The 21,937-nt window shown below is 72.2% G+C and carries 20 protein-coding genes, 1 pseudogene and 1 riboswitch; of the genes and pseudogenes, 15 read left to right on the top strand and 6 right to left on the bottom strand.

Annotated features, from left to right (window positions below; genetic code table 11):
* Positions 1–47: 47 nt before the first annotated feature.
* From VR45_RS08015 to gcvT, 4 genes are all read right to left on the bottom strand, one after another.
* Positions 48–1,415: an L-serine ammonia-lyase gene (locus VR45_RS08015; RefSeq protein ID WP_045938963.1), complete on the bottom strand. Its 1,368-nt coding sequence runs from the start codon at positions 1,413–1,415 to the stop codon at positions 48–50.
* 190 nt (positions 1,416–1,605) lie between these two features.
* The gene (gene glyA, locus VR45_RS08010) at positions 1,606–2,874 is read right to left on the bottom strand and encodes a serine hydroxymethyltransferase (protein WP_045938962.1); all 1,269 of its coding nucleotides are present in this window, start codon (positions 2,872–2,874) and stop codon (positions 1,606–1,608) included.
* A gap of 79 nt (positions 2,875–2,953) precedes the next feature.
* Positions 2,954–3,337, bottom strand: coding sequence for a glycine cleavage system protein GcvH (gene gcvH / locus VR45_RS08005; RefSeq protein WP_045938961.1), 384 nt, complete (start codon positions 3,335–3,337; stop codon positions 2,954–2,956).
* Between the two features lie 87 nt (positions 3,338–3,424).
* Positions 3,425–4,546, bottom strand: coding sequence for a glycine cleavage system aminomethyltransferase GcvT (gcvT, locus tag VR45_RS08000; protein ID WP_045938960.1), 1,122 nt, complete (start codon positions 4,544–4,546; stop codon positions 3,425–3,427).
* Positions 4,547–4,761: 215 nt separating this feature from the next.
* Positions 4,762–4,868, bottom strand: a riboswitch (glycine riboswitch).
* Positions 4,869–5,084: 216 nt separating this feature from the next.
* Here gcvT and VR45_RS07995 point away from each other — a divergent pair.
* The 8 genes from VR45_RS07995 (at position 5,085) to VR45_RS07960 (ending at position 14,284) form a co-directional block, all read left to right on the top strand.
* Positions 5,085–5,879 carry an enhanced serine sensitivity protein SseB gene (locus tag VR45_RS07995; RefSeq protein ID WP_045938959.1) on the top strand — a complete coding sequence of 265 codons (795 nt, stop codon included), beginning with the start codon at positions 5,085–5,087 and terminating at the stop codon, positions 5,877–5,879.
* Positions 5,880–6,185: 306 nt separating this feature from the next.
* Positions 6,186–7,001 carry an enhanced serine sensitivity protein SseB C-terminal domain-containing protein gene (locus tag VR45_RS07990; RefSeq protein ID WP_234325880.1) on the top strand — a complete coding sequence of 272 codons (816 nt, stop codon included), beginning with the start codon at positions 6,186–6,188 and terminating at the stop codon, positions 6,999–7,001.
* A 475-nt stretch (positions 7,002–7,476) separates the two neighbouring features.
* A complete protein-coding gene (locus tag VR45_RS07985; RefSeq protein ID WP_045938975.1) occupies positions 7,477–8,466 on the top strand; it encodes an ABC transporter permease in 990 nt (329 codons plus the stop codon).
* A gap of 56 nt (positions 8,467–8,522) precedes the next feature.
* The gene (locus VR45_RS07980) at positions 8,523–10,304 is read left to right on the top strand and encodes an ABC transporter substrate-binding protein (RefSeq protein ID WP_045938958.1); all 1,782 of its coding nucleotides are present in this window, start codon (positions 8,523–8,525) and stop codon (positions 10,302–10,304) included.
* A gap of 100 nt (positions 10,305–10,404) precedes the next feature.
* Entirely contained in the window at positions 10,405–11,415 is a 1,011-nt protein-coding gene (locus VR45_RS07975; protein WP_045938957.1) for an ABC transporter permease, read from the top strand.
* Complete coding sequence (locus VR45_RS07970) at positions 11,412–12,482, top strand: ABC transporter ATP-binding protein (RefSeq protein WP_045938956.1); 1,071 nt, start codon at positions 11,412–11,414, stop codon at positions 12,480–12,482. Before VR45_RS07975 ends, VR45_RS07970 begins: the two co-directional genes overlap by 4 nt.
* Before the next feature lie 34 nt (positions 12,483–12,516).
* Complete coding sequence (locus tag VR45_RS07965) at positions 12,517–13,581, top strand: dipeptide ABC transporter ATP-binding protein (protein ID WP_045938955.1); 1,065 nt, start codon at positions 12,517–12,519, stop codon at positions 13,579–13,581.
* Positions 13,582–13,624: 43 nt separating this feature from the next.
* Positions 13,625–14,284: a trimeric intracellular cation channel family protein gene (locus VR45_RS07960; protein WP_045938954.1), complete on the top strand. Its 660-nt coding sequence runs from the start codon at positions 13,625–13,627 to the stop codon at positions 14,282–14,284.
* Here the strand turns inward: VR45_RS07960 and VR45_RS07955 are convergent.
* On the bottom strand, positions 14,220–15,005 hold the full coding sequence (locus tag VR45_RS07955; RefSeq protein WP_045938953.1) for an IclR family transcriptional regulator: 786 nt from the start codon (positions 15,003–15,005) through the stop codon (positions 14,220–14,222). The genes VR45_RS07960 and VR45_RS07955 overlap by 65 nt on opposite strands.
* Before the next feature lie 293 nt (positions 15,006–15,298).
* Between VR45_RS07955 and VR45_RS07950 the strand changes: the two genes are divergently transcribed.
* Positions 15,299–16,480, top strand: coding sequence for a cysteine desulfurase family protein (locus VR45_RS07950; RefSeq protein ID WP_045938952.1), 1,182 nt, complete (start codon positions 15,299–15,301; stop codon positions 16,478–16,480).
* A gap of 97 nt (positions 16,481–16,577) precedes the next feature.
* Positions 16,578–17,717 (top strand): tRNA 2-thiouridine(34) synthase MnmA, encoded by a 1,140-nt coding sequence (mnmA, locus tag VR45_RS07945; protein WP_045938951.1) that lies wholly within the window; start codon positions 16,578–16,580, stop codon positions 17,715–17,717.
* A gap of 494 nt (positions 17,718–18,211) precedes the next feature.
* Here the strand turns inward: mnmA and VR45_RS50480 are convergent.
* A pseudogene (locus VR45_RS50480) lies at positions 18,212–18,388 on the bottom strand (GntR family transcriptional regulator); the annotation flags it as partial.
* On the opposite strand from VR45_RS50480, the gene VR45_RS07935 reads away from it, so the two are divergent.
* The 5 genes from VR45_RS07935 to VR45_RS42140 all read left to right on the top strand — a co-directional run.
* The gene (locus VR45_RS07935) at positions 18,375–18,839 is read left to right on the top strand and encodes an NUDIX domain-containing protein (protein WP_045938973.1); all 465 of its coding nucleotides are present in this window, start codon (positions 18,375–18,377) and stop codon (positions 18,837–18,839) included. The pseudogene VR45_RS50480 and the gene VR45_RS07935 overlap by 14 nt on opposite strands.
* A 28-nt stretch (positions 18,840–18,867) precedes the next feature.
* Positions 18,868–19,071 (top strand): Uma2 family endonuclease, encoded by a 204-nt coding sequence (locus VR45_RS07930; protein WP_052708927.1) that lies wholly within the window; start codon positions 18,868–18,870, stop codon positions 19,069–19,071.
* Between the two features lie 57 nt (positions 19,072–19,128).
* Positions 19,129–19,653 carry a TIGR00730 family Rossman fold protein gene (locus VR45_RS07925; protein ID WP_045938950.1) on the top strand — a complete coding sequence of 175 codons (525 nt, stop codon included), beginning with the start codon at positions 19,129–19,131 and terminating at the stop codon, positions 19,651–19,653.
* A gap of 13 nt (positions 19,654–19,666) precedes the next feature.
* Positions 19,667–20,356, top strand: a complete 690-nt coding sequence (locus VR45_RS07920) for an SDR family oxidoreductase (protein ID WP_045938949.1) — start codon at positions 19,667–19,669, stop codon at positions 20,354–20,356.
* A gap of 195 nt (positions 20,357–20,551) precedes the next feature.
* Positions 20,552–21,937: right-handed parallel beta-helix repeat-containing protein (locus VR45_RS42140; RefSeq protein WP_199925913.1), on the top strand; the 1,386-nt coding region annotated here is incomplete at its 3' end.

The following is a 21,937-nucleotide window of genomic DNA, read 5'->3' as shown; positions in this document are numbered from 1 at the left end:
CGCGCCCCCGCCGGTGGGCGGGGGCGCGGGCGTGAGTGGGGCCGGTGTCAGCACTCGATGACGTTGACGGCGAGGCCGCCGCGCGAGGTCTCCTTGTACTTGATCTTCATGTCGGCGCCGGTCTCCTTCATGGTCTTGATCGCCTTGTCGAGGGAGACGTGGTGGCGGCCGTCGCCGCGCAGGGCCATCCGGGCGGCGGTGACGGCCTTGACCGAGGCCATGCCGTTGCGCTCGATGCAGGGGATCTGGACCAGGCCGCCGACCGGGTCGCAGGTGAGGCCGAGGTTGTGCTCGATGCCGATCTCGGCGGCGTTCTCGACCTGCTCGGGCGAGCCGCCGAGGACCTCCGCGAGGCCGCCGGCCGCCATCGAGCAGGCCGAGCCGACCTCGCCCTGGCAGCCGACCTCGGCGCCGGAGATGGAGGCGTTCTCCTTGAAGAGCATGCCGATCGCGCCCGCGGCGAGCAGGAAGCGGACGATGCCGTCCTCGTCCGCGCCGGGGATGAAGTTCAGGTAGTAGTGCAGGACGGCGGGGATGATGCCGGCCGCGCCGTTGGTCGGGGCGGTGACCACCCGGCGGCCGGAGGCGTTCTCCTCGTTGACCGCCATCGCGTAGAGGGTGACCCACTCCATCGCGTTGGCCGGGCCGATGCCCTCGGCACGCAGCGCGCGGGCGCCCGAGGCGGCGCGGCGGCGCACCTTGAGGCCGCCGGGGAGTATGCCCTCGCGGGACATGCCCGCCCGGACGCACTCCTGCATGACCTGCCAGATCTCCAGCAGCCCGGTCCGGATCTCCTCCTCGCTGCGCCAGGCCTTCTCGTTCTCCAGCATCAGGCCGGAGATCGACAGGCCGGTCTCCCGGCTGAGCCGGAGCAGCTCGTCGCCGGTGCGGAAGGGGTACTTGAGCGAGGTGTCGTCGGGCTTGACCCGGTCCGCGCCGATCGCGTCCTCGTCCACGACGAAGCCGCCGCCGACCGAGTAGTAGGTCTTCTCCAGCACGGTGGAGCCGTCGGCCCGGAAGGCCCACAGGGTCATGCCGTTGGCGTGGTACGGCAGCGAGCGCCGCCGGTGCAGCACCAGCTGGGAGTCGCGGTCGAAGTCGATGGGGTGCGTGCCGAGCAGGTTGAGCCGCTTCTCGGCGGTGATCCGCTCGACGTCGAGGTCGGCCCGGTCGACGTCCACGGTGCGCGGGGAGTAGCCCTCCAGGCCCAGCAGGACGGCCTTCGGCGTGCCGTGGCCGTGGCCGGTGGCGCCCAGCGAGCCGAACAGCTCGGCCCGGACGGCGGTCACCTCGTCCAGCAGGGCCTCGGACTTCAGGCGGCGGGCGAACATCCGGGCGGCGCGCATCGGGCCGACGGTGTGGGAACTGGACGGGCCGATGCCGATGGAGAAGAGGTCGAAGACGCTGATGGCCACGGAGTGACGTCCTTGTCTGGTCTCGTGGGTGGTGCCGGCGGGGAGGGAGGGACGGCAGTGGCGGAGGTGGTGGGTCGGGCGACCGACACGGGTCGGGGCACCGCGCGCACCTTCCAGTGTGCGCGGTGCCCCGGAATCCCCGGTGTCCGGGCGGCGTGAGCCCGGTCACCCGCGGCCGAACAGGAGGGACCTACAGGTTCGGGTACAGCGGGTACTTCTCGGCGAGGGCGGTGACCCGGGCCTTCAGGGCGGCGGCGACGGTCTCGTCGTAGGCCGGCTTCAGGGCCTCGGCGATGATGTCGGCGACCTCGCGGAAGTCCTCGGCGCCGAAGCCGCGGGTGGCGAGCGCCGGGGTGCCGATCCGCAGGCCGGAGGTGACCATCGGCGGGCGCGGGTCGTTCGGGATCGCGTTGCGGTTGACGGTGATGCCGACCTCGTGCAGCCGGTCCTCGGCCTGCTGGCCGTCGAGCTGGCTGTTGCGCAGGTCGACCAGGACCAGGTGGACGTCGGTGCCGCCGGACAGCACCGAGACGCCGGCCTCGGTGACGTCGGCCTGGAGCAGGCGCTCGGCCAGGATCCGGGCGCCGTCCAGGGTGCGCTGCTGGCGCTCCTTGAACTCCTCGGAGGCGGCGACCTTGAAGGCGACGGCCTTGCCGGCGATGACGTGCTCCAGCGGGCCGCCCTGCTGGCCGGGGAAGACCGCGGAGTTGATCTTCTTGGCGTGCTCGGCCTTGGAGAGGATGACGCCGCCGCGCGGGCCGCCCAGGGTCTTGTGGGTGGTGGTGGTGACCACGTCCGCGTACGGCACCGGGTTGGGGTGCAGACCCGCGGCGACCAGGCCGGCGAAGTGGGCCATGTCGACCATCAGCAGCGCGCCGGTCTCGTCGGCGATCCGGCGGAACTCGGCGAAGTCGAGCTGGCGCGGGTAGGCGGACCAGCCGGCGATGATCAGCTGCGGGCGGTGCTCCTTGGCCAGCCGCTCGACCTCGGCCATGTCGACCTGGCCGGACTTCTCCTCCACGTGGTACGGCACCACGTTGTAGAGCTTGCCGGAGAAGTTGATCTTCATGCCGTGGGTCAGGTGACCGCCGTGGGCCAGGTTCAGGCCCAGGATGGTGTCGCCCGGCTTGATCAGCGCGAACATCGCGGCGGCGTTGGCCTGCGCGCCCGAGTGCGGCTGGACGTTGGCGTGCTCGGCGCCGAACAGGGCCTTGATCCGGTCGATCGCGATCTGCTCGACCACGTCGACGTGCTCGCAGCCGCCGTAGTAGCGGCGACCGGGGTAGCCCTCGGCGTACTTGTTGGTCAGGACCGAGCCCTGGGCCTCCATGACCGCCACCGGGGCGAAGTTCTCGGAGGCGATCATCTCCAGGGTGGTCTGCTGGCGGTGCAGCTCGGCGTCGACCGCGGCGGCGATCTCCGGGTCGAGGGAGTGCAGGGACTGGTTCAGAACCGTCATGGTGGAGTCTTCCCGGAAGTGAGAGGGAGGAGGGCCGGCGGGCGGGGCGGCCGCTGCGGGCGGGCCGCCCCGGCGGGGCTCAGGCCGAGGGGTTGGTGAGCGCGGTGTACTCGTCGGCGGTCAGCACCTTGCCGGTCGCCTCGACGCGGACCTTGAACAGCCAGCCGCCGTTGAAGGGGTCGCTGTTGACCAGGGTGTTGTCGTTCTTGACGTCCTCGTTGACCTCGGTGATCTCACCGGTCACCGGCGAGTACAGGTCGCTGACCGACTTGGTCGACTCCAGCTCGCCACAGGTCTCGCCGGCCGTCACGGTGGCGCCGACCTCGGGCAGCTCGACGTAGACGATGTCACCGAGGGCGTCGGCGGCGTGCTGGGTGATGCCGATCGTGGACACACCGTCGGCGTCGGCGGCGGTCAGCCACTCGTGCTCCTCGGTGTACTGCAGGTGCTGGGGGTTGCTCATGGCGTCATTCTCCAGGATGGGAAGCGGGTACGGCGAAGCGGCCCGAGGGGCGGACGAGCCTCGCGAGGGAAAGGTGGGGGAGCGGCGTCAGCGGGCGCGCTTGTAGAACGGCAGCGCCACGACCTGCACCGGCTCGTGCTTGCCGCGCACGTCCACCGCGACGGTGGTGCCCGGGGCGGCGTGGGCCGCGTCCACGTAGGCCATCGCGATCGGCTTCTCGAGGGTGGGGGAGGGCGAGCCGGAGGTGATCCGGCCGATCGGGGCGCCCTCGGTGGAGACCACGGTGTACTCGGCGCGCGGCACCCGCTTGCCGTCGGAGACCAGGCCGACCAGGACCCGCGGCGGGTTGGCCTCGGCCTCGGCGGCGGCGCGCTCCAGGGCCTTGCGGCCGACGAAGGCGCCCTCGTTGGTGGTCTTGTCGAAGCGCACCACCCGGCCGAGGCCGGCGTCGAACGGGGTCAGCTCGGTCGACAGCTCGTGGCCGTACAGCGGCATGCCGGCCTCCAGGCGCAGCGTGTCGCGGCAGGACAGGCCGCAGGGGATCAGGCCCCGGTCGGTGCCGGCCGCGGTCAGCGCCTGCCAGATCTGCTCGGCGTCGCCCGGGTTGCAGAAGATCTCGAAGCCGTCCTCGCCGGTGTAGCCGGTGCGGGCGAGCAGCACGTCGCGGCCGGCCACCTGGGCCGGGAGGATCGCGTAGTACTTCAGGCCGGGCAGGTCGGCCTCGGTGGTGTCGGCCAGGATCGCGGTGGACTCCGGGCCCTGGACGGCGATCAGCGCGTAGGCGTCGCGGTCGTCGGAGACGACGGCGTTGAAGCCCTTGGCGCGGGCGATCAGCTCGTCCAGCACCAGCTGGGCGTTGGAGGCGTTGGCGACGACCAGGAAGGCGTCCTCGCGCAGGCGGTAGACGATCAGGTCGTCCAGGATGCCGCCGTCCTCGGCGCAGATCATGGTGTAGCGGGCGCGCAGCACGCCGAGCGCGGAGACGAAGCCGACCAGGGCGTGGTCCAGCATCTCGCCGGCCTGCGGGCCGGTGACGGTGATCTCGCCCATGTGGGACAGGTCGAACAGGCCGGCCTTGGTGCGGACGGCGAGGTGCTCCTCGCGCTCGCTGCCGTAGCGCAGCGGCATGTCCCAGCCGGCGAAGTCGGTCATGGTGGCGCCGAGGGCGCGGTGCAGCGCGTCGAGCGCGGTGAGGCGGAGGGACGACATGGCCAGGAACTCCTCGGTCGGGGCACTCAGGGGTGCGCACGCCGGGACCGGCCCGGGCACGGGGCGGACCCTGCGCGCGGGCATGCGGCGGCTGGGTCTCCCCATCTGTCGTCGTACCTGAGAGCTTCACCGTCCACTGCCCTGCAAAGGACAGCATGGCGGCTTGCACCGTGGGTGGGCGGACGGCAGGGCCGTGCACCGCTTTCCAGATCTGCCTAACCCGTGCGGTAGGGGGGCCTGAGAGATTCCGGGGAGGACTTGCTCCTTCGGCGCCGGCTGTGCCGCCAGGACGGGGCACTCCGGACTCTCCCGCGCGGGTTCGAGCGGCCGGTATGGAGTTGGAGGGCCTGGGTGGATGCCACCGCAGACGCGCACATCATGGCACGTCCGCACCGATGGCGGGAGAGGGGGCCGCCTTCTGCGCCCCGCTCCGCTCCCGGGTCCGTTCGCTTCCGTTCGCTTCCGTTCCGCGTCCCGTTCCGTCCCGCCCGGACGCTAGGCTGCGGGAATCGGCGAGCGGAGGGCGGTACAGGGGCGGATGGGCAACCCGGTGGAGCAGCAGGGCTGGGGCGGGGCGCAGTCGGCGCCGGCCGGCGGCACATGGCCGGCCAACGAGCTGGAGCAGGTGCTCACCGCCGCGCTCGGCGACCCGGGCGCGACCCCGCGGGTGATCGAGGTGCTGGCGCGCAGCCAGGTGTGGATCCCGCTGCCGTCCGGCGGCGACCCGCAGGGGCGGGCGCTGGACCTGCCGACCCTGGAACTGGCCGGTGGCCCCTATGTCCCGGTGTTCTCCTCGCAGGAGGTGCTGCTCCAGCAGGCGCCGGGGATGGCGTTCGCGGTCGCGCCGGTGTGGGAGTTCGCCCGCGGCCTGCCGCTGGGCGTCGGCATCGCCGTCAACCCCGAGGCCCCGGTGGGCATCCCGGTCCCGCCGGAGGGTGTGGCCGAGCTGCGCCGCGGACCGCGCGAGGACCGCTGGGACGCCGCTCAGGACGCGCCGTCCGGGGGCCGGGTGGCGCTGCGCGAGCCGGTGCCGGGCGAGGACCCGGAGCTGTTCCTGGCCGCCTGCCGCGCCGAACTGGCGCAGCTTCCGGGGGTGCTGAGCGCCCGGCGGGCGCTGGCCAGTGTCGAGGGCGAGCCGACCGTGATGTTCGTGGGCGTCCAGCTGGACCCGGCGGCCCCGGCCGACCCGGGGGCGGTGAACGAGGCGCTGGGGCGCGCGCTGGGAACCGCGCCGCTGCCCGGTGGCGTCCACCTCGTACTGCTCGACCTCGCGGACGATCCGGTGGTCGAGTGGATGGTGAACCGGGTCGCGCCCTTCCACGTACGGGGCTGAGCCGGTCCCCGGCCGTCCGTCCGGCGCCTTTCGGGCCGGACGCGGGCGGGGGAGCGGCAGGGGCCCTGGCACGTCGGCGTGGCGGTGGTCGACGGCGCCCCATAAGGTGCGTGCTGACGGCCGCCGGGCCGCCGGTGACGGACGAGGAACGAAGAGGCGCAACGAGGTGGGCGCATGAGTGCGGGATCGGTAGCTGGCGGCGCACCGGGGCCCTGGGGCCAGGGGCCCACCGGACGCCCGGATCCGGGCGCGCTGGAACGCGCCCTGCGCGAGGTGGCGCCGGAGCGCTACGAGGCCTACGAGACGATGCTGAACGCGCTCGCCGAGGGCCGGGTCTGGATGCTGCTGTGGCACGGGACGCCGGGCAGCGCCGACGCCCAGTACGGGAACATGGAGATCAGCGGCCACGGCTACGCGCCGGCCGTCACCTCGCCCGAGCAGCTGGCGGCGTCCGGCTGGGCGCGGGCGCACGAGGTGATCTCCGGCCGGGAGATCGCGGCCTCGCTGTACCGGACCCGCTGGGGGCTGTGGCTGAACCCGCACGCCCCGGGCGGCGGGGTCGGGGTGCCGTGGGCGGACCTGCGCCGGGTGGCGGCGGGGCTGGACCGGCTGCCGGCCGGTCCGCTGAAGCTGAGCGAGCCGCAGGTGCCGGCCCAGCAGTTCTTCGCGCTGCTGGAGCGGCAGGCGGCCGAGGTGCGGGCGGTGCGGGCGCTGCGCCGGGCCTGGGTGCGGCCGTCGGTGGGCGAGCCGTACCTCGCCATCGGTCTCGAGCTGTACGAGAGCTCGCCGCCCACGGTGGAGGCGGTGCGGGCGTTGATGCAGCGGGCGATCGCGGTCGCGCCGGAGGGACTGGCGGTCTCGACGGTGGCGATGGCGGACGAGTTCGACCCGGTGGCGCTGTGGATGCGGGCCCACGCGCGCCCGTTCTACGACCGGGAGGCGGCCGGGCACGGCCGTCCGCAGACCGGCCCGTACCCGCCGGTGCCCCCGCCGCCGTACGCCTCGCAGCAGGGCCCCGCCCAGGGGCAGGGCTTCGGCTACGGCACCCAGCCGCCGGCTCCGGCCTGGCCGGGGCAGCAGCCGCCGCCGCAGCAGCCGTGGCCCGGCTACCCCGGTCGCTGACCGGGGCGCAGGCCCCGAATCCCGCGCCACGAAACCGGCTTGACGCCTTGTCAGGCCGGTTTCGGCGTTTTTTCGGACGTTCTCCCCGAAACGGATGGAACCCATCTTGACATGGCTGTTACAGCTGTGTGAAGAGGGATATGCCGATGGTCGGGGAGGTGCATGCACACAGATCACAGTTGGGCATCTGTCGGTGGTCAGGGCTGGCGTAAGCCAGTTCGGATGGCAGAGAGTTCTGCAACAGCCCGCCGCGCGTGGTTGGCGTCCCACAAGGGCGAACGCGCTGGCGGACCGCATGATCCACGTGACGCCCATCCCGCGTGGCAGCAGTACTGAGCCAGTCGTACCGCTGGAAACACCCCGCTCCTGTACCTCCGCACGTCCGCACCCAAGCACGTCCGCACCAGCCGCGCCGCCGATCCCGGTGCCCGGCACCCGTGGGCCGGCCACCGTCGGCGAGGGGACCGAACTGACCATGACCGCACCCATCAAGACCGCCGGCAACGCACCGGAGGCAGACGCCGCCGCGAGCCCGGCCAAGAAGATCGAGGGCCGCTCGCTCGGCCGGATCGCCTGGACCCGCTTCAAGCGGGACAAGGCCGCCGTCGCCGGCGGCGTCGTGGTGATCCTGCTGATCCTGCTCGCCGTGCTGGCCAAGCCGATCGAATCGGCCTTCGGCCTCGACCCCGACGCCCTCCACCAGGACCTCCTGGACGCCGACCTCGGCGGTCTGCCGTTCGGCGACTGGGGTGGCATGAGCTGGGACCACCCGCTCGGCGTCGACCCGCTGCAGGGCCGTGACCTGCTGACCCGCGTCATCGAGGGCTCCTGGGTCTCCCTGCTGGTCGCCTTCGGCGCGACCGTGCTGTCCAACACCATCGGCACCGTGCTCGGCATCATGGCCGGCTACTACGGCGGCTGGGTGGACACCCTGATCAGCCGGGTGATGGACGTCTTCCTCGCCTTCCCGCTGCTGCTGTTCGCGATCGCGATCTCGACCTCGCTGCAGGGCGGCGCGTTCGGCCTGCACGGCCTCCCGCTGCACATCATGGTGCTGATCTTCGTGATCGGCTTCTTCAACTGGCCCTACATGGGCCGGATCGTGCGCGGTCAGACCCTCTCGCTGCGCGAGCGCGAGTTCGTCTACGCGGCCCGGAGCCTCGGCGCCCGCGGGCCGTTCATCCTCTTCAAGGAGCTCCTGCCCAACCTGGTCGGTCCGATCCTGGTCTACTCGACCCTGCTGATCCCGACCAACATCCTCTTCGAGGCCGGGCTGAGCTTCCTCGGCGTGGGCATCCAGCCCCCACAGGCCTCCTGGGGCGGCATGCTCCAGGACGCGATCCGGTACTACCAGGTGGACCCCCAGTACATGGTGGTCCCCGGTGTGGCGATCTTCGTCACCGTACTCGCCTTCAACCTGCTCGGCGACGGGCTGCGTGACGCCCTCGATCCCAAGAGCAACTGACGCCGCGTCAGGATCCCTCGTTCGGCCAACACTTCCTCAAGGGGTTGATCTCACCCATGCGTAGGTCCCGTACCGTCGCACTGACCGCCACGGCCGCAGCCGCGGTCCTGGTCGTCACCGGCTGCTCGTCCAGCGCGAAGAGCACCGACGCCAAGTCCACCGCCTCCGGCTCCGCCACCGAGGCCGCCGGCGGCACCGGTGCCAACGCGGCCACCAAGGGCATCGTCAACGCCTCGGACAAGAAGGGCGGGACGGTGACCTTCGAGATGAAGGGCACCCCCGACTCGCTCGACCCGGGCAACACGTACTACGCGTACATCTACAACTTCTCGCGTCTGTACGGCCGTCCGCTCACCACCTTCCAGCCGGGCGCCGGCGAGGCGGGCAACAAGCTCGTCCCGGACCTCGCCGAGTCGCTCGGCCAGGTCAGCGCCGACGGCCTGAGCTGGACGTACAAGCTGCGCAAGGGCCTGAAGTACGACGACGGCACCCCGATCACCTCGAAGGACGTCAAGTACGCCGTCGAGCGCTCCAACTTCGCGCCGGACGTGAACTCCAACGGCCCGACGTACTTCAAGGAGCTGCTGGTCGACAACCCCACGCCGTACGAGGGTCCGTACAAGGACAAGACCGGCGACCTGAAGTCGATCGAGACCCCGGACGACACCACCATCGTCTTCCACCTGACGCACGCCTTCGCCGACTTCGACTACCTGGTCAGCGCCCCGCAGACGGTCCCGGTCCCGCAGGCCAAGGACACCGGCGCCGAGTACGTCAAGAAGATCGTCTCCTCCGGCTCCTTCAAGTTCGAGTCCTACGAGGACGGCAAGCAGGCCGTCCTGGTCCCGAACACCAACTGGGACCCGAGCACCGACCCGATCCGCAAGCAGCTGCCGGACAAGATCGTGCTCCGGATGAACATCGACCAGGCCACCATCGACAAGGACCTGCTGGCCGGCAACGCCCAGGTCGACCTGGTGGGTGGCGGTGTCGACCCGCAGACCCAGGCGCAGATCCTGCAGAACCCGAAGCTGAAGGCCAACACGGACAACGCCTACGGCGGCCGGCTGGTCTACATGGCCATCAACACCGATGTCGCGCCGTTCGACAACATCGAGTGCCGCAAGGCCGTCCAGTACGCGGTCGACAAGGTCTCGGTGCAGACCGCGCTCGGCGGCCCCGTCCGCGGCCAGGTCGCCAACACCGTGCTCCCGCCCGACATCCCGGGCCACCAGGACTTCAACGTCTGGGAGACCAAGGACAACAAGGGTGACGAGGCCAAGGCCAAGGCCGCGCTGAAGGCCTGTGGCAAGGACAGCATCACCACCGTGCTCTCCGCCCGCACCGAGCGCGCCACCGAGGTCGCCGCGGCCACCTCGATCCAGGCCGCGCTGAAGAAGGTCGGCATCAACGCCGAGATCCAGCAGTTCCCGCAGGGCAAGTACCTGGCCGACAGCGCCGGCGCTCCGAAGTTCGCCAAGGAGCACAACATCGGTCTGATGATGATGCAGTGGGGCGCCGACTGGCCGACCGGCTACGGCTTCCTGCAGCAGATCGTCGACGGCCGCGCGATCAAGGCCTCCGGCAACAGCAACCTGGCCTCGCTGAACGACCCGGCGGTCAACAAGCTGCTCGACGACGCCGCCACCAACCCGGACCGCGCGGCCCGCGAGAAGATCTACGGCGACATCGACAAGAAGGTCATGGAGCAGGCGGTCTACGTCCCGCTGACCGACTTCAAGGTCTTCCTGTACCGCCCGGACAACGCCACCAACCTCGCGTCCACGCCGGCCTTCTCGGGTGAGTACGACTACCTGAACATCGGCACCACCAAGTAAGAGCCTGGCTCCGCATCCCTGAAGGCAGGTGAAGGCAGCGGCAAGCCCGCCGCCGTCCGGAGGACCCCGGACGGCGGCGGGCGGCCGGAGCCGACCAACTGTGTTTGCCTACATCATCCGCAGGATCCTCGCCGCGGCGGTGCTGCTGCTGGTCGTCAGCGCGGTCACCTTCGCGATCTTCTTCCTGCTCCCGCGCCTCGCCGGCGAGACGGTCGACCAGCTGGCCACCCAGTACATCGGGAAGAACCCCTCTCCCGACGCGATCGCGGCGGTCAAGAAGAACCTCGGCCTCGACCAGCCGCTGTACACCCAGTACTGGAACTTCCTCAAGGGGCTGGTCAGCGGCGCCGAATACAAGTTCGGACCGGAACCGGCCACCTGCCACGTGCCCTGCTTCGGCTACTCCTTCAAGAACCACCTGGAGGTCTGGCCCGAGCTGTCCAAGCGGATCCCGGTCACGCTGTCGCTCGCCATCGGCGCGGCCACGCTCTGGCTGGTCTCCGGCGTCGCCACCGGCGTCGTCTCCGCTCTCAAGCCGCGCTCGATCTTCGACCGGATCTCGATGGGCATCGCGCTCGCCGGCGTCTCGCTGCCGGTCTTCTTCACCGGCGCGCTGCTGCTCACGGTGTTCAGCTACGAGTGGCCGATCCTGGACAACCTGCAGTACGTCAACTTCACCGACGACCCGCTGATGTGGGCCCGCAACCTGATCCTGCCCTGGATCTCGCTGGCCTTCCTCTACTCCGCGCTCTACGCCCGGCTCACCCGCGCCGGAATGCTGGAGACGATGAGCGAGGACTACATCCGCACCGCCCGGGCCAAGGGCCTGGCCGAGCGCAAGGTCGTCACCCGGCACGGACTGCGCGCCGCGCTCACCCCGATCGTCACCATCTTCGGCATGGACCTCGGTCTGCTGCTCGGCGGTGCGCTGATCACCGAGCAGGTCTTCTCGCTCCAGGGCGTCGGCCAGTTCGCCGTCCAGGCGATCTCCGACAACGACCTGCCGAAGATCCTCGGCACCACGCTGCTCGCCGCCTTCTTCATCGTCCTCTGCAACCTCGTGGTTGACCTCCTGTACGCCGCTGTCGACCCCCGAGTGAGGCTGTCGTGACCGAGCTCCAGAAGACCCCGGCCCGCGCGGCCGCCCCGGCCGGAGGGGACCCGTACCTCTCCGTCCGGGACCTGCGGATCCACTTCGACACCGACGACGGCCTGGTCCGCTCCGTCGACGGGGTCAGCTTCGACCTGGCCAAGGGCCGCACCCTCGGCATCGTCGGCGAGTCCGGCTCCGGCAAGTCCGTCACCTCGCTCGGCATCATGGGCCTGCACCGCTCCAAGCGGGCCCGGATCACCGGCGAGATCCGGCTCGACGGCGAGGACCTCGTCGCGGCCGGCCCGGACCGGGTCAGGGAACTGCGCGGCCGCCAGATGGCGATGATCTTCCAGGACCCGCTGACCGCGATGCACCCCTACTACACGGTGGGGCAGCAGATCGTCGAGGCCTACCGGGTGCACCACCCGCAGGCGAACAAGAAGCAGGCCCGCGCCCGCGCCGTCGAGATGCTCGACCGGGTCGGCATCCCGCAGCCCGACCGCCGGGTCGACGACTACCCGCACCAGTTCTCCGGCGGCATGCGCCAGCGCGCCATGATCGCCATGGCCCTGGTCAACGACCCCTCGCTGCTGATCGCCGACGAGCCCACCACCGCCCTGGACGTCACCGTGCAGGCGCAGATCCTGGACCTCATCCGGGACCTCCAGGAGGAGTTCGGCTCGGCCGTCATCATCATCACCCACGACCTCGGGGTGGTCGCCGAGCTCGCCGACGACATCCTCGTCATGTACGGCGGCAAGTGCGTCGAGCGCGGCCCGGCCGAGACCCTCTTCGACTCGCCGGAACACCCCTACACCTGGGGCCTGCTGGGCTCGATGCCGCGCCTCGACCGGGAGCTCCAGGAGCGGCTCGTCCCGGTCAAGGGCACCCCGCCCAGCCTGATCAACGTGCCGTCCGGCTGCGCCTTCCACCCGCGCTGCCCCTACGCGGCGCTGACCGGCGGGCGCTCCACCGAGGAGACCCCGGGGCTCACCGAGGTCGCGCCCGGCCACCACGCGGCCTGCCACCTCGCGCTCTCCGAGCGGCACCGCATCTTCACCGAAGAGATCGCGCCCCGGCTGTGAGCCCGGACTCGTACCACCTTTCTGGAGAGAACCGATGACGGACACCCAGGCGGCGACCATCCCCGCGCCGGCGCCCGCCCCGGATCGGCAGCCGCTGCTCCGGGTGACCGGCCTGACCCGGCACTTCCCCATCCACAGCGGCCTGATGCGGCGCCAGACCGGCGCCGTCCGGGCGGTCGACGGCATCGACTTCACGGTCAACGCCGGTGAGACCCTGGGCGTCGTCGGCGAGTCCGGCTGCGGCAAGTCGACCATGGGCCGGCTGGTCACCCGGCTCGACGAGCCGACCGCCGGGACGATCGAGTTCGAGGGCACCGACATCACCCACCTGGGCGTCGGGGCGATGCGGCCGCTGCGCCGCGACATCCAGATGATCTTCCAGGACCCGTACTCCTCGCTGAACCCGCGGCACACCGTCGGCACCATCGTCGGCGCGCCGTTCCGGCTGCAGAAGGCCGAGCCCGAGGGCGGGACCAAGAAGGCCGTCCAGGAACTGCTGGAGCTGTGCGGGCTCAGCCCCGAGCACTACAACCGCTACCCGCACGAGTTCTCCGGCGGCCAGCGCCAGCGCATCGGCATCGCCCGGGCGCTCGCCCTGCGGCCCCGGATGATCGTCGCCGACGAGCCGGTCTCCGCCCTGGACGTCTCCATCCAGGCCCAGGTGGTCAACCTGCTCGACGACCTCCAGCGGGAACTCGGCCTGACCTACCTGATCATCGCGCACGACCTCTCGGTGGTCCGGCACGTCTCCGACCGGGTCGCCGTGATGTACCTCGGCAAGATCGTCGAGATCGCCGACCGGGACTCGCTCTACCGCAGCCCGATGCACCCGTACACCACCGCGCTGATGTCGGCCGTCCCGGTGCCCGACCCGCGCCGGCGCCAGCGCGGCGGGCGCGAGCGGATCCTGCTCAAGGGCGACGTGCCCTCGCCGATCAACCCGCCGAGCGGCTGCCGCTTCCGCACCCGCTGCTGGAAGGCCCAGGAGATCTGCGCGAGCCAGGAGCCGCCGCTCGTCGCGGCGACGGCCGGCCACCAGGTGGCCTGCCACTTCCCGGAGAACGCCGTCACCGGCGCCGGGGCGCCGGCCTCCGCCTGACCGCGCGGTCGGAGGGGAGGACCGGCCGGGTCACACTGGTGCGGTGACCTCGCAGATCTTCCCCTCCGACGTGCAGCAGTCGCTGGACCTCGTCGGCATCTTCGTCTTCGCCCTCTCCGGAGGGCTGCTCGCCGTCCGCAAGAACATGGACATCTTCGGCATCTGCGTCCTCGCCGAGGTCACCGCGCTCGGCGGCGGAGTGATGCGCGATCTCGTCATCGGCGCCACCCCGGTCGCCGCGTTCAGCAACCTCGGCTACTTCGTCACCCCGCTGCTCGCCGGGCTGGTGGTCTTCTTCCTGCACCCCGAGGTCGAGCGGATCAACCGCGCCGTGCAGACCCTCGACGCGCTCGGCCTCGGCTTGTTCTGCGTCACCGGCACCGCCAAGGCCCACGACTACGGGCTCGGCGCGGTCTCCTCGGTCGCCCTCGGCATGGTGACCGCCGCCGGCGGCGGGGTGATGCGCGACGTCCTGGCCGGCGAACTCCCCTCGCTGCTGCGCTGGGACCGCGAGATCTACGCCGTGCCGGCCCTCGTCGGCGCCGCCCTGGTCGCCGTGCTGATCGCCCTCGACAGCCTCACCGCCGCCACCGGCACCGCCGCCGCGCTGACCGCGTTCATCCTGCGGATGCTCGCCCTCAAGTACGGCTGGCGCGCGCCGCGGGCCTGGCACCGCAACGGTTCTCGCACCAGCGAGGAGTAGGCGAGCCGCCGTACGCCAGCGAGACCGCCTCCGCGGTGCAGAGCAGCTCCGGCACCAGCCGCAGCAGCTCGGCCGACGGCATCCGGTCGGCCGGCGCCGAGATCGCGCAGGCCGCGACCGCCCGCCCGTCGCTGCCCGCCACCGGCGCCGCCACGCAGGTGACCGCCTCCCGGTGCTCGGCCGACTCCGCCGCCCAGCCCCGGTGGCGCACCGCCGCCAGTTCGGCGGCCAGGGTGTCCGCCGCCGCACCGCTCGCCGCCGCACTGCTCGCCGCCGCACCGGTCGGGGGCAGCCCGGCCAGCAGCACCCGGCCGATCGCCGTCCCGGCGGCCGACGCCCGCCGCCCGATCCGGGTCGGCCGGCCCGGATCGGTGCTCCAGCGGCCGGCCAGCTCGTCCAGGTACAGCACCTCGTCGTCCTGCAGCACGGCCAGCTGCACGGTGCAGCCGCAGCGCTCGTTCAGCGCGGCCAGGTACGGGGCGGCGACCTGCCGGACGTCGATCTCCTGGAGCGCCCGCTGGGCCAGCGACAGCACCCGGCCGCCGAGCCGGTAGCGGCGGTCGGACAGCCGGTGCACGAAGCCGTGCTCCTCCAGGGTGCGCAGCAGCCGCAGGGCGGTGGACTTGTGCACCCCGATCGAGCCGGCGGCCTGCTCCAGGGTCACCGGTCCGTCGCCGAGCGAGCCGAGCAGGGTCAGCGCCCGATCGACCGACTGCGACATTGCGCTCCCCCGTTCCTGGTTCCGGCCGGGCCGCGTGGCGGTGGCCTTCGCGCCGGGTGGCGGTGGCCGTCCTGCCGGGTGGTGATGGCCGTCGGGCCGCGTGGCGATGGCCGTCCGGCCGCGTGCTGGTGGCCGTCAGGCTAACCGTTCGGGGGCCGAATCCCGTACCGGGGCTGCCCCGAGGGGCACCGCCCCGGTGACCGCCGTCCGGTGGCCGGATCGGTGCGGTGCGCCCGGCCGTGCCGGACGCACCGGTCCGGTGCAGGCCGGAGGGCCACTACAATCGCATGGTTATGCCATACCTGGACCATGCGGCGACCACGCCGATGCTGCCCGAGGCGATCGCCGCGATGACGGCACACCTGGGGGTCGTCGGCAACGCCTCCTCCCTGCACGCGGCCGGCCGCCGGGCCCGCCGGGTGGTCGAGGAGGCCCGCGAGTCGCTCGCCGAGTCGCTCGGCGCCCGGCCCAGCGAGATCGTCCTCACCGGCGGCGGCACCGAGTCCGACAACCTGGCGGTCAAGGGCCTGTACTGGGCCCGCCGCGGCGCCGACCCGGCCCGCACCCGGGTGCTGTGCAGCCCCGTCGAGCACCACGCGGTGCTGGACGCCGTGCACTGGCTCGCCGAGCACGAGGGCGCCACCGTCGACTACCTGCCGGTGGACGCGCTCGGCCGGGTGCACCCGGCGGCGCTGCGCGAGGCGATCGAACGCGACCCCGCCTCGGTCGCGCTGGTCACCGTCATGTGGGCCAACAACGAGGTCGGCACCGTCCAGCCGGTCGCCGAACTCGCCGCCGTCGCCGCCGAGTACGGCATCCCGATGCACGCCGACGCGGTGCAGGCGCTCGGCCAGGTGCCGGTCTCCTTCGCCGGCTCCGGACTCACCGCGCTCACCGTCACCGGCCACAAGATCGGCGGCCCGTTCGGCATCGGCGCGCTGCTGCTGTCGCGCGGCGCGACGCCCGTTCCGCTGCTGCACGGCGGCGGCCAGGAGCGCGACGTCCGCTCCGGCACCCTGGACGCCCCCGCCGCCGCCGGCTTCGCGGCCGCCGCGGCCATCGCCGTCGAACGCCGCGAGGAGCACGCCCTCGCCCTCGGCGGGCTGCGGGACGAACTGGTCGCGAGCGTGCTCGCCGCCGTCCCGGACGCGGTGCTCAACGGCGACCCGGCGGGGGAGGGGCGGCTGCCCGCCAACGCGCACTTCTCCTTCCCCGGCTGCGAGGGCGACGCGCTGCTGATGCTGCTCGACGCCCGGGGCATCGAGTGCTCCACCGGCTCGGCCTGCTCGGCCGGCGTCCCGCAGCCCAGCCACGTGCTGCTGGCGATGGGCGTCGACCCGCTGCTCGCCCGGGCCTCGCTGCGCTTCTCGCTCGGCCACACCTCCACCCGCGACGATGTCACCGCCCTCGCGGAGGCCATCGCCCCGGCCGTCCAGCGCGCCCGCAACGCCGGTCTCGCGGCCGTCCGGCGCTGAGCCGGAAGGCCGTCCGGTGCCGAGCGGGAAGGCCGTCCGGCGCTGAGCCGGAACCCCGGTGGAATGCCGGGCGGCACCACGTACGCTTGTTGTCATCATGACTGACTTCCCGGGTGCCCCGACCGCTCCGTCCCCCACCGGCCGCCTGCGTGTGCTCGCGGCGATGTCCGGCGGGGTGGACTCCGCCGTCGCCGCGGCCCGCGCGGTCGAGGCAGGCCACGAGGTGACCGGTGTGCACCTGGCCCTGTCCAGCAACCCGCAGTCCTTCCGCACCGGCGCGCGCGGCTGCTGCACCATCGAGGACTCCCGGGACGCCCGCCGCGCCGCCGATGTGATCGGCATCCCGTTCTACGTCTGGGACCTCGCCGAGCGCTTCCGCGAGGACGTCATCGACGACTTCGTGGCCGAGTACGCGGCCGGGCGCACCCCCAACCCGTGCCTGCGCTGCAACGAGAAGATCAAGTTCGCGGCGCTGCTGGACAAGGCGGTCGCCCTCGGCTTCGACGCCGTCTGCACCGGCCACTACGCCCGGATCGTCGACCGGCCGGACGGCGCCCGCGAACTGCACCGGGCCGTCGACGCGGCCAAGGACCAGTCCTACGTGCTCGGCGTGCTCGACGCCGACCAGCTCGCCCACTCGCTCTTCCCGCTCGGCGACACCACCAAGGACGTCATCCGCGAGGAGGCCGAGCGGCGCGGCCTGGGCGTCGCCAAGAAGCCCGACTCGCACGACATCTGCTTCATCGCCGACGGCGACACCCAGGGCTTCCTGGCCCGCCACCTCGGCACCGCCACCGGCGACATCCTGGACGTCGACGGCACCAAGCTCGGCGAGCACGACGGCGCCTACGGCTTCACCATCGGCCAGCGCAAGGGCCTGCGGATCGGCCGCCCGGCCGCCGACGGCAAGCCGCGCTACGTACTGGACATCTCGCCGGTGAACAACACCGTCACCGTCGGCCCGGCCGAGGGCCTCGACGTCACCGGCCTCACCGCGATCCGCCCCCGCTGGTGCGGCACCGAGCCCCTGGCCGACGGCCGCTACACCGCCCAGCTGCGCGCCCACGGCGAGGAGGTCCCGGTCAGCGCCTCGGTCACCGACGACACCCTCCGCGTCGACCTCGACACCCCGGCCCGCGGCATCGCCCCCGGCCAGGCCGTCGTCCTCTACGACGGCACCCGCGTCGTCGGCTCCGCCACCATCGCCACCACGGAACGCCCGGCCGTCAACGTCTGAGGACGAGCTCGGCCGTGACCGCCCGCGCCGCCGACCCGGCGGCGCGGGCGGCGTTCAGCGGAAGTGGCCGATCAGCACCAGGGCCGCGGTGAGGACGTGGAGCGCGGCCGCCGCTGAAACGCCGTACGCGGCCCAGGCCCGGACGGGATCGGCGCCGGGACACACGTCATCGGAGTCGGGCCTGTCCTCCGACGGCCTCACCGGGTGATCGCCAGGTCGGCGTGAACGACCTCCGCCCTTGCAGGGCCGCATCTCCTCTGAACGGGCTTCTGCCATGCGCTCATGTACATGAGTCGACCTGCCGCGGGAGAATCCCGCGGCAGGTCGACAGAGTTGACAGCTCCTCAGTCCCGCGCGGGGAAGCGGTGGTCGAGGACGAACTGGTCGGCGGCCATGACGGTGTCGCACACGCCGACCACCCGGTCGTCCGTGGCGACGGCATCGCGAACGAGGTGGATCACCGGCGCGCCGGGACTCAGTGCGACGGCCTTGCGCACCGTGCCGGACGCCACTCCGTACCGTTGCATGAGCTCGGCTTCGCTGGGCACGGTCGCGCCGGGGGCGAGGCCGCCCGATGCGATCTGTGCGGCGAGATCGGCCGCGATCTGCAAGTACTTTGCTGTGGCCGACGAGGCCACGTCACCATTCGAGGCTCCTATTCTCCTGCACATGAGGAACAGCGCCGGGAACTCCCGGTCAACGCCGCTCCACTCGGTGTCCGTCGCCGGGGTGGTGGTGCGGGAGGACGGCCGGGTGCTGGCGATCAGGCGGGCCGACAACGGGACCTGGGAGCCGCCGGGCGGAGTGCTGGAGGTGGCGGAAGCCGTTGAGGACGGCGTGCGGCGCGAGGTGTTCGAGGAGACCGGGATCAAGGTCGGCGTGGAGCGGCTGACCGGCGTCTACAAGAACGTGAGTCGCGGAATCGTCGCCCTGGTGTTCCGCTGCCGACCGGAGAGCGGGAGCGAGCGGCTCTCGGAGGAGTCGACCGCCGTCGCCTGGCTCGCACCGGCCGAGGTGTCCGACCGCATGGCCGAGGTGTACGCGGTACGTGTCCTGGACGCGCTCCGGGACAGTGCCGCACCGGCCACGCGGTCCCATGACGGGCGGCAACTGCTCGGCTGACGGTCGCGAGTCGCCTGGAGGGCGTGGCGTGAAGCTGCACGACTACGCCGTGATGCGGATCCCGCTCTACCTGATCGTGGACCCGCGCGAGCGGACGGTGACGCTGTTCTCCGAGCCCGACCACGACCGCTACCACACCCGCACGGACCGGAAGTTCGGTGACGGGATCGGCATTCCGGAGCCGTTCGGCTTCATGCTGGACCTGGCGGTGCTCGTCCCGTACAAGGACTGAGGCGGCGGACAAACCCGGTGAGCGGGGGTGCGGGGGCGTGATAGACCGGGAGGCACTATGAATATCTGCGTCTTCTGCTCCGCGTACTCGCTCGACGACCGCTACTCGGCCCCCGCCGCCGAGTTCGCCCGGCTGCTCGGGGAGGGCGGGCACACCCTGGTGTGGGGCGGGTCGAACGCCGGGCTGATGGGGCTGCTCGCCGACGGGGTGAAGGCTGCCGGGGGGCGGCTGGTCGGCATCTCCGTCGAGTTCCTGAAGCACAAGGCGTACGACGGGGCCGACGAGCTGGTCACCACCGCCGACCTGGCCGAGCGCAAGGCGCAGCTGCTGATGCGCGCGGACGCGGTGGTGGTCCTGGTCGGCGGGCTGGGCACCCTGGACGAGGTGACCGAGGTGCTGGAGCTGAAGAAGCACGCGCTGCACGACAAGCCGGTGGTGGTGCTGGACACCGAGGGCTTCTACGCGGGGCTGCGCACCCAGCTGGAGCGGATGGAGGCCGAGGGCTTCCTGCCCCGCCCGCTGGGCGAGCTGATCACCTTCGCCGACGCCCCGGCCCAGGTCTTCGAACAGCTCAAGGGCTGAGAGGATCACGGTCATGGCCTCTCATCTGATCACTGGCGCCGGCTCCGGCATCGGCGCCGTCCTCGCCACCCGTCTCGCCGAGCGCGGGGACGAGCTCTGGCTGCTGGCCCGCGACGCCCGCCGCGCCGCCGAGCTGCGCGAGCGCTTCCCCGGCGCGCGGACCCTGGTCGGCGACCTCGCCGACCCGGCGAAGCTCTCCTGGGCCCTCGGGCACCAGACGCCGCCGGTCGAGCTGGACTCGCTGCTGCACGTGGCGGGCATGGTCGAGCTGGCCCCGGTCGGCGAACTGCCGGTCAAGGCCTGGCAGGAGACCCTGAACGTCAATCTGGTCGCCCCCGCCGAGCTGACCCGGCTGCTGCTGCCCTCGGTGCGGCTGGCCAAGGGCCATGTGGTGTTCGTCAACTCCGGCGCCGGGCTGCGGGCGAGTGCCGACTGGTCGGCGTACGCGGCGAGCAAGCACGGGCTGCGGGCCCTCGCCGACTCGCTGCGGCTGGAGGAGCACGGCAACGGCGTGCGGGTCACCTCGGTGTACCCGGGCCGTACCGCCACCGCGATGCAGGTCAAGGTGCACCAGCAGGAGGGCCGGGTGTACGACGCCGGCCAGTGGATCGAGCCGGAGTCGGTGGCGAAGGCGGTCCTGGCGGCGCTGGACGCCTCCCGGGACGCGGAGATCACCGACATCACCGTCCGCCCGGGGCGGTAGGAGGTCCACGAACGGGGCGCCGGCAGGTCCGGCGCCCCGGCTTTTCGGCGGGGGAACCGTGAAGGCGCGAAGGTCGTCCTTGGGTTCGTCCGTTCGTCCTCGGCCTGTCCGGGTGCAGAGGATTGACATGTTGTCAGGCCGTCGGCCTGTCAGGGGGGTTCCATGTCCAGAATTCGCACGACACTTGCGGTCGGCGTGACGCTGCTCGGAACGGTCGGCCTGCCGGCCGTCGCGACGAGCGGCGCGCAGGCGGCCGCCACCACTCTTTACGTCAACAACGCGGCCGCGGCCGCCTGTGCCGACGACGGCACGGGCACCCTGGCCCGGCCCTACTGCACGGTGGCCGCCGCGGCCGCCGCGGCCCGGCCCGGCCAGACGGTCCAGATCGCCGACGGCACCTACGTCGAGCCCGTGACCGTCGACCACTCGGGCACGGCCGAGGCACCCATCACCTTCCGCGGCCCGACGGCCGGACAGCCCGCGCCGTACAACTCGGGCTGGGCCTACCTCGGCACCTCCGACAAGCCCGGCGGGGGACTCACCGTCAAGGGGGCCCAACACGTCCGGTTCGAGGTGCTGAAGGTTCTGACCGGACCGCAGAACACGGCCGTGCTCGTCGACGGCTCGCGCGACGTGTCCTTCTCGGAGGTCGGTCTGGCCGGCGGCCCGGCGCTGCGGATCACCAACGGCTCCGAGCGGGTCAGTGCCGTCCGCAGCGGTTTCTCCGACATCACGGTGGACGGCGGCTCGACCGGGACCGTGCTCAGCACGAACACGGCCGGCTCCGTCCGGGTCGACGGCGCCCCGGGCACCGTCGTCGTGAGCAACACCCTCGGGGACTGCTCGAAGGGCCTCGTCCTGACCGGTGCCTCCGCCGGAACCACGGTCGAGAACAACGTCATCAACACCGCGAACGAGCGCGGCGAGCGCTGCGACGCGAGCACCCCGGCCGTCGGCATCACCGTCGACCGGAGCGCCACGGCCGGTCTGAAGCTCGACTACAACGTGGTCGACTCGCGCAGCGGGTCGCCCGCCTACGACTGGGCCGGCACCGGGTACACGGACCGGGCGGCCTTCACAGCGGCCAGCGGACAGGGCGCCCACGACTTCGTCGAACCCACGTCCAGGGACGCGCGGAACCGGCCCGACGCGCCCAAGCACCAGTTCGACTCGGCCGACGAGAACGCGCCCGGCATGCTGACCGTCGACCTCAAGGGGAACGCGGCGCAGGACGACCCGACGGTGCCCAACACCGGTACCGGCAGCGGAACCCGCGACCGGGGCGCGTACGAGGACCGGACCGGCGGCAGCGCGTACACGCCGGTGGGCCCGGTGCGGCTGCTGGACACCCGGGAGGCGATCGGGGTTCCGCAGGCGCGGGCCGTGGCGCCGGGGGAGACGGTCAACCTGCCGGTCACGGGCGTGGCCGGGGTGCCGGTCGACGGTGTGACGGCCGTGACGATGACCGTGACCGCGACCGAGCCGACGCGGGACGGCGACCTCGCGGTGCGTCCGTTCGGCTACGCCTGGTCGAGCCCCTCCTCGCTGATCGACGAGAGGGCGACCACCTCCACCCTGAAC

It is taken from the genome of Streptomyces sp. NRRL S-495 (assembly GCF_000966955.1).
GTDB lineage: Bacteria > Actinomycetota > Actinomycetes > Streptomycetales > Streptomycetaceae > Kitasatospora > Kitasatospora purpeofusca.
The sequence above is the reverse complement of the archived record's forward strand: the minus strand, read 5'-3'. Positions and strand labels throughout refer to the sequence as shown.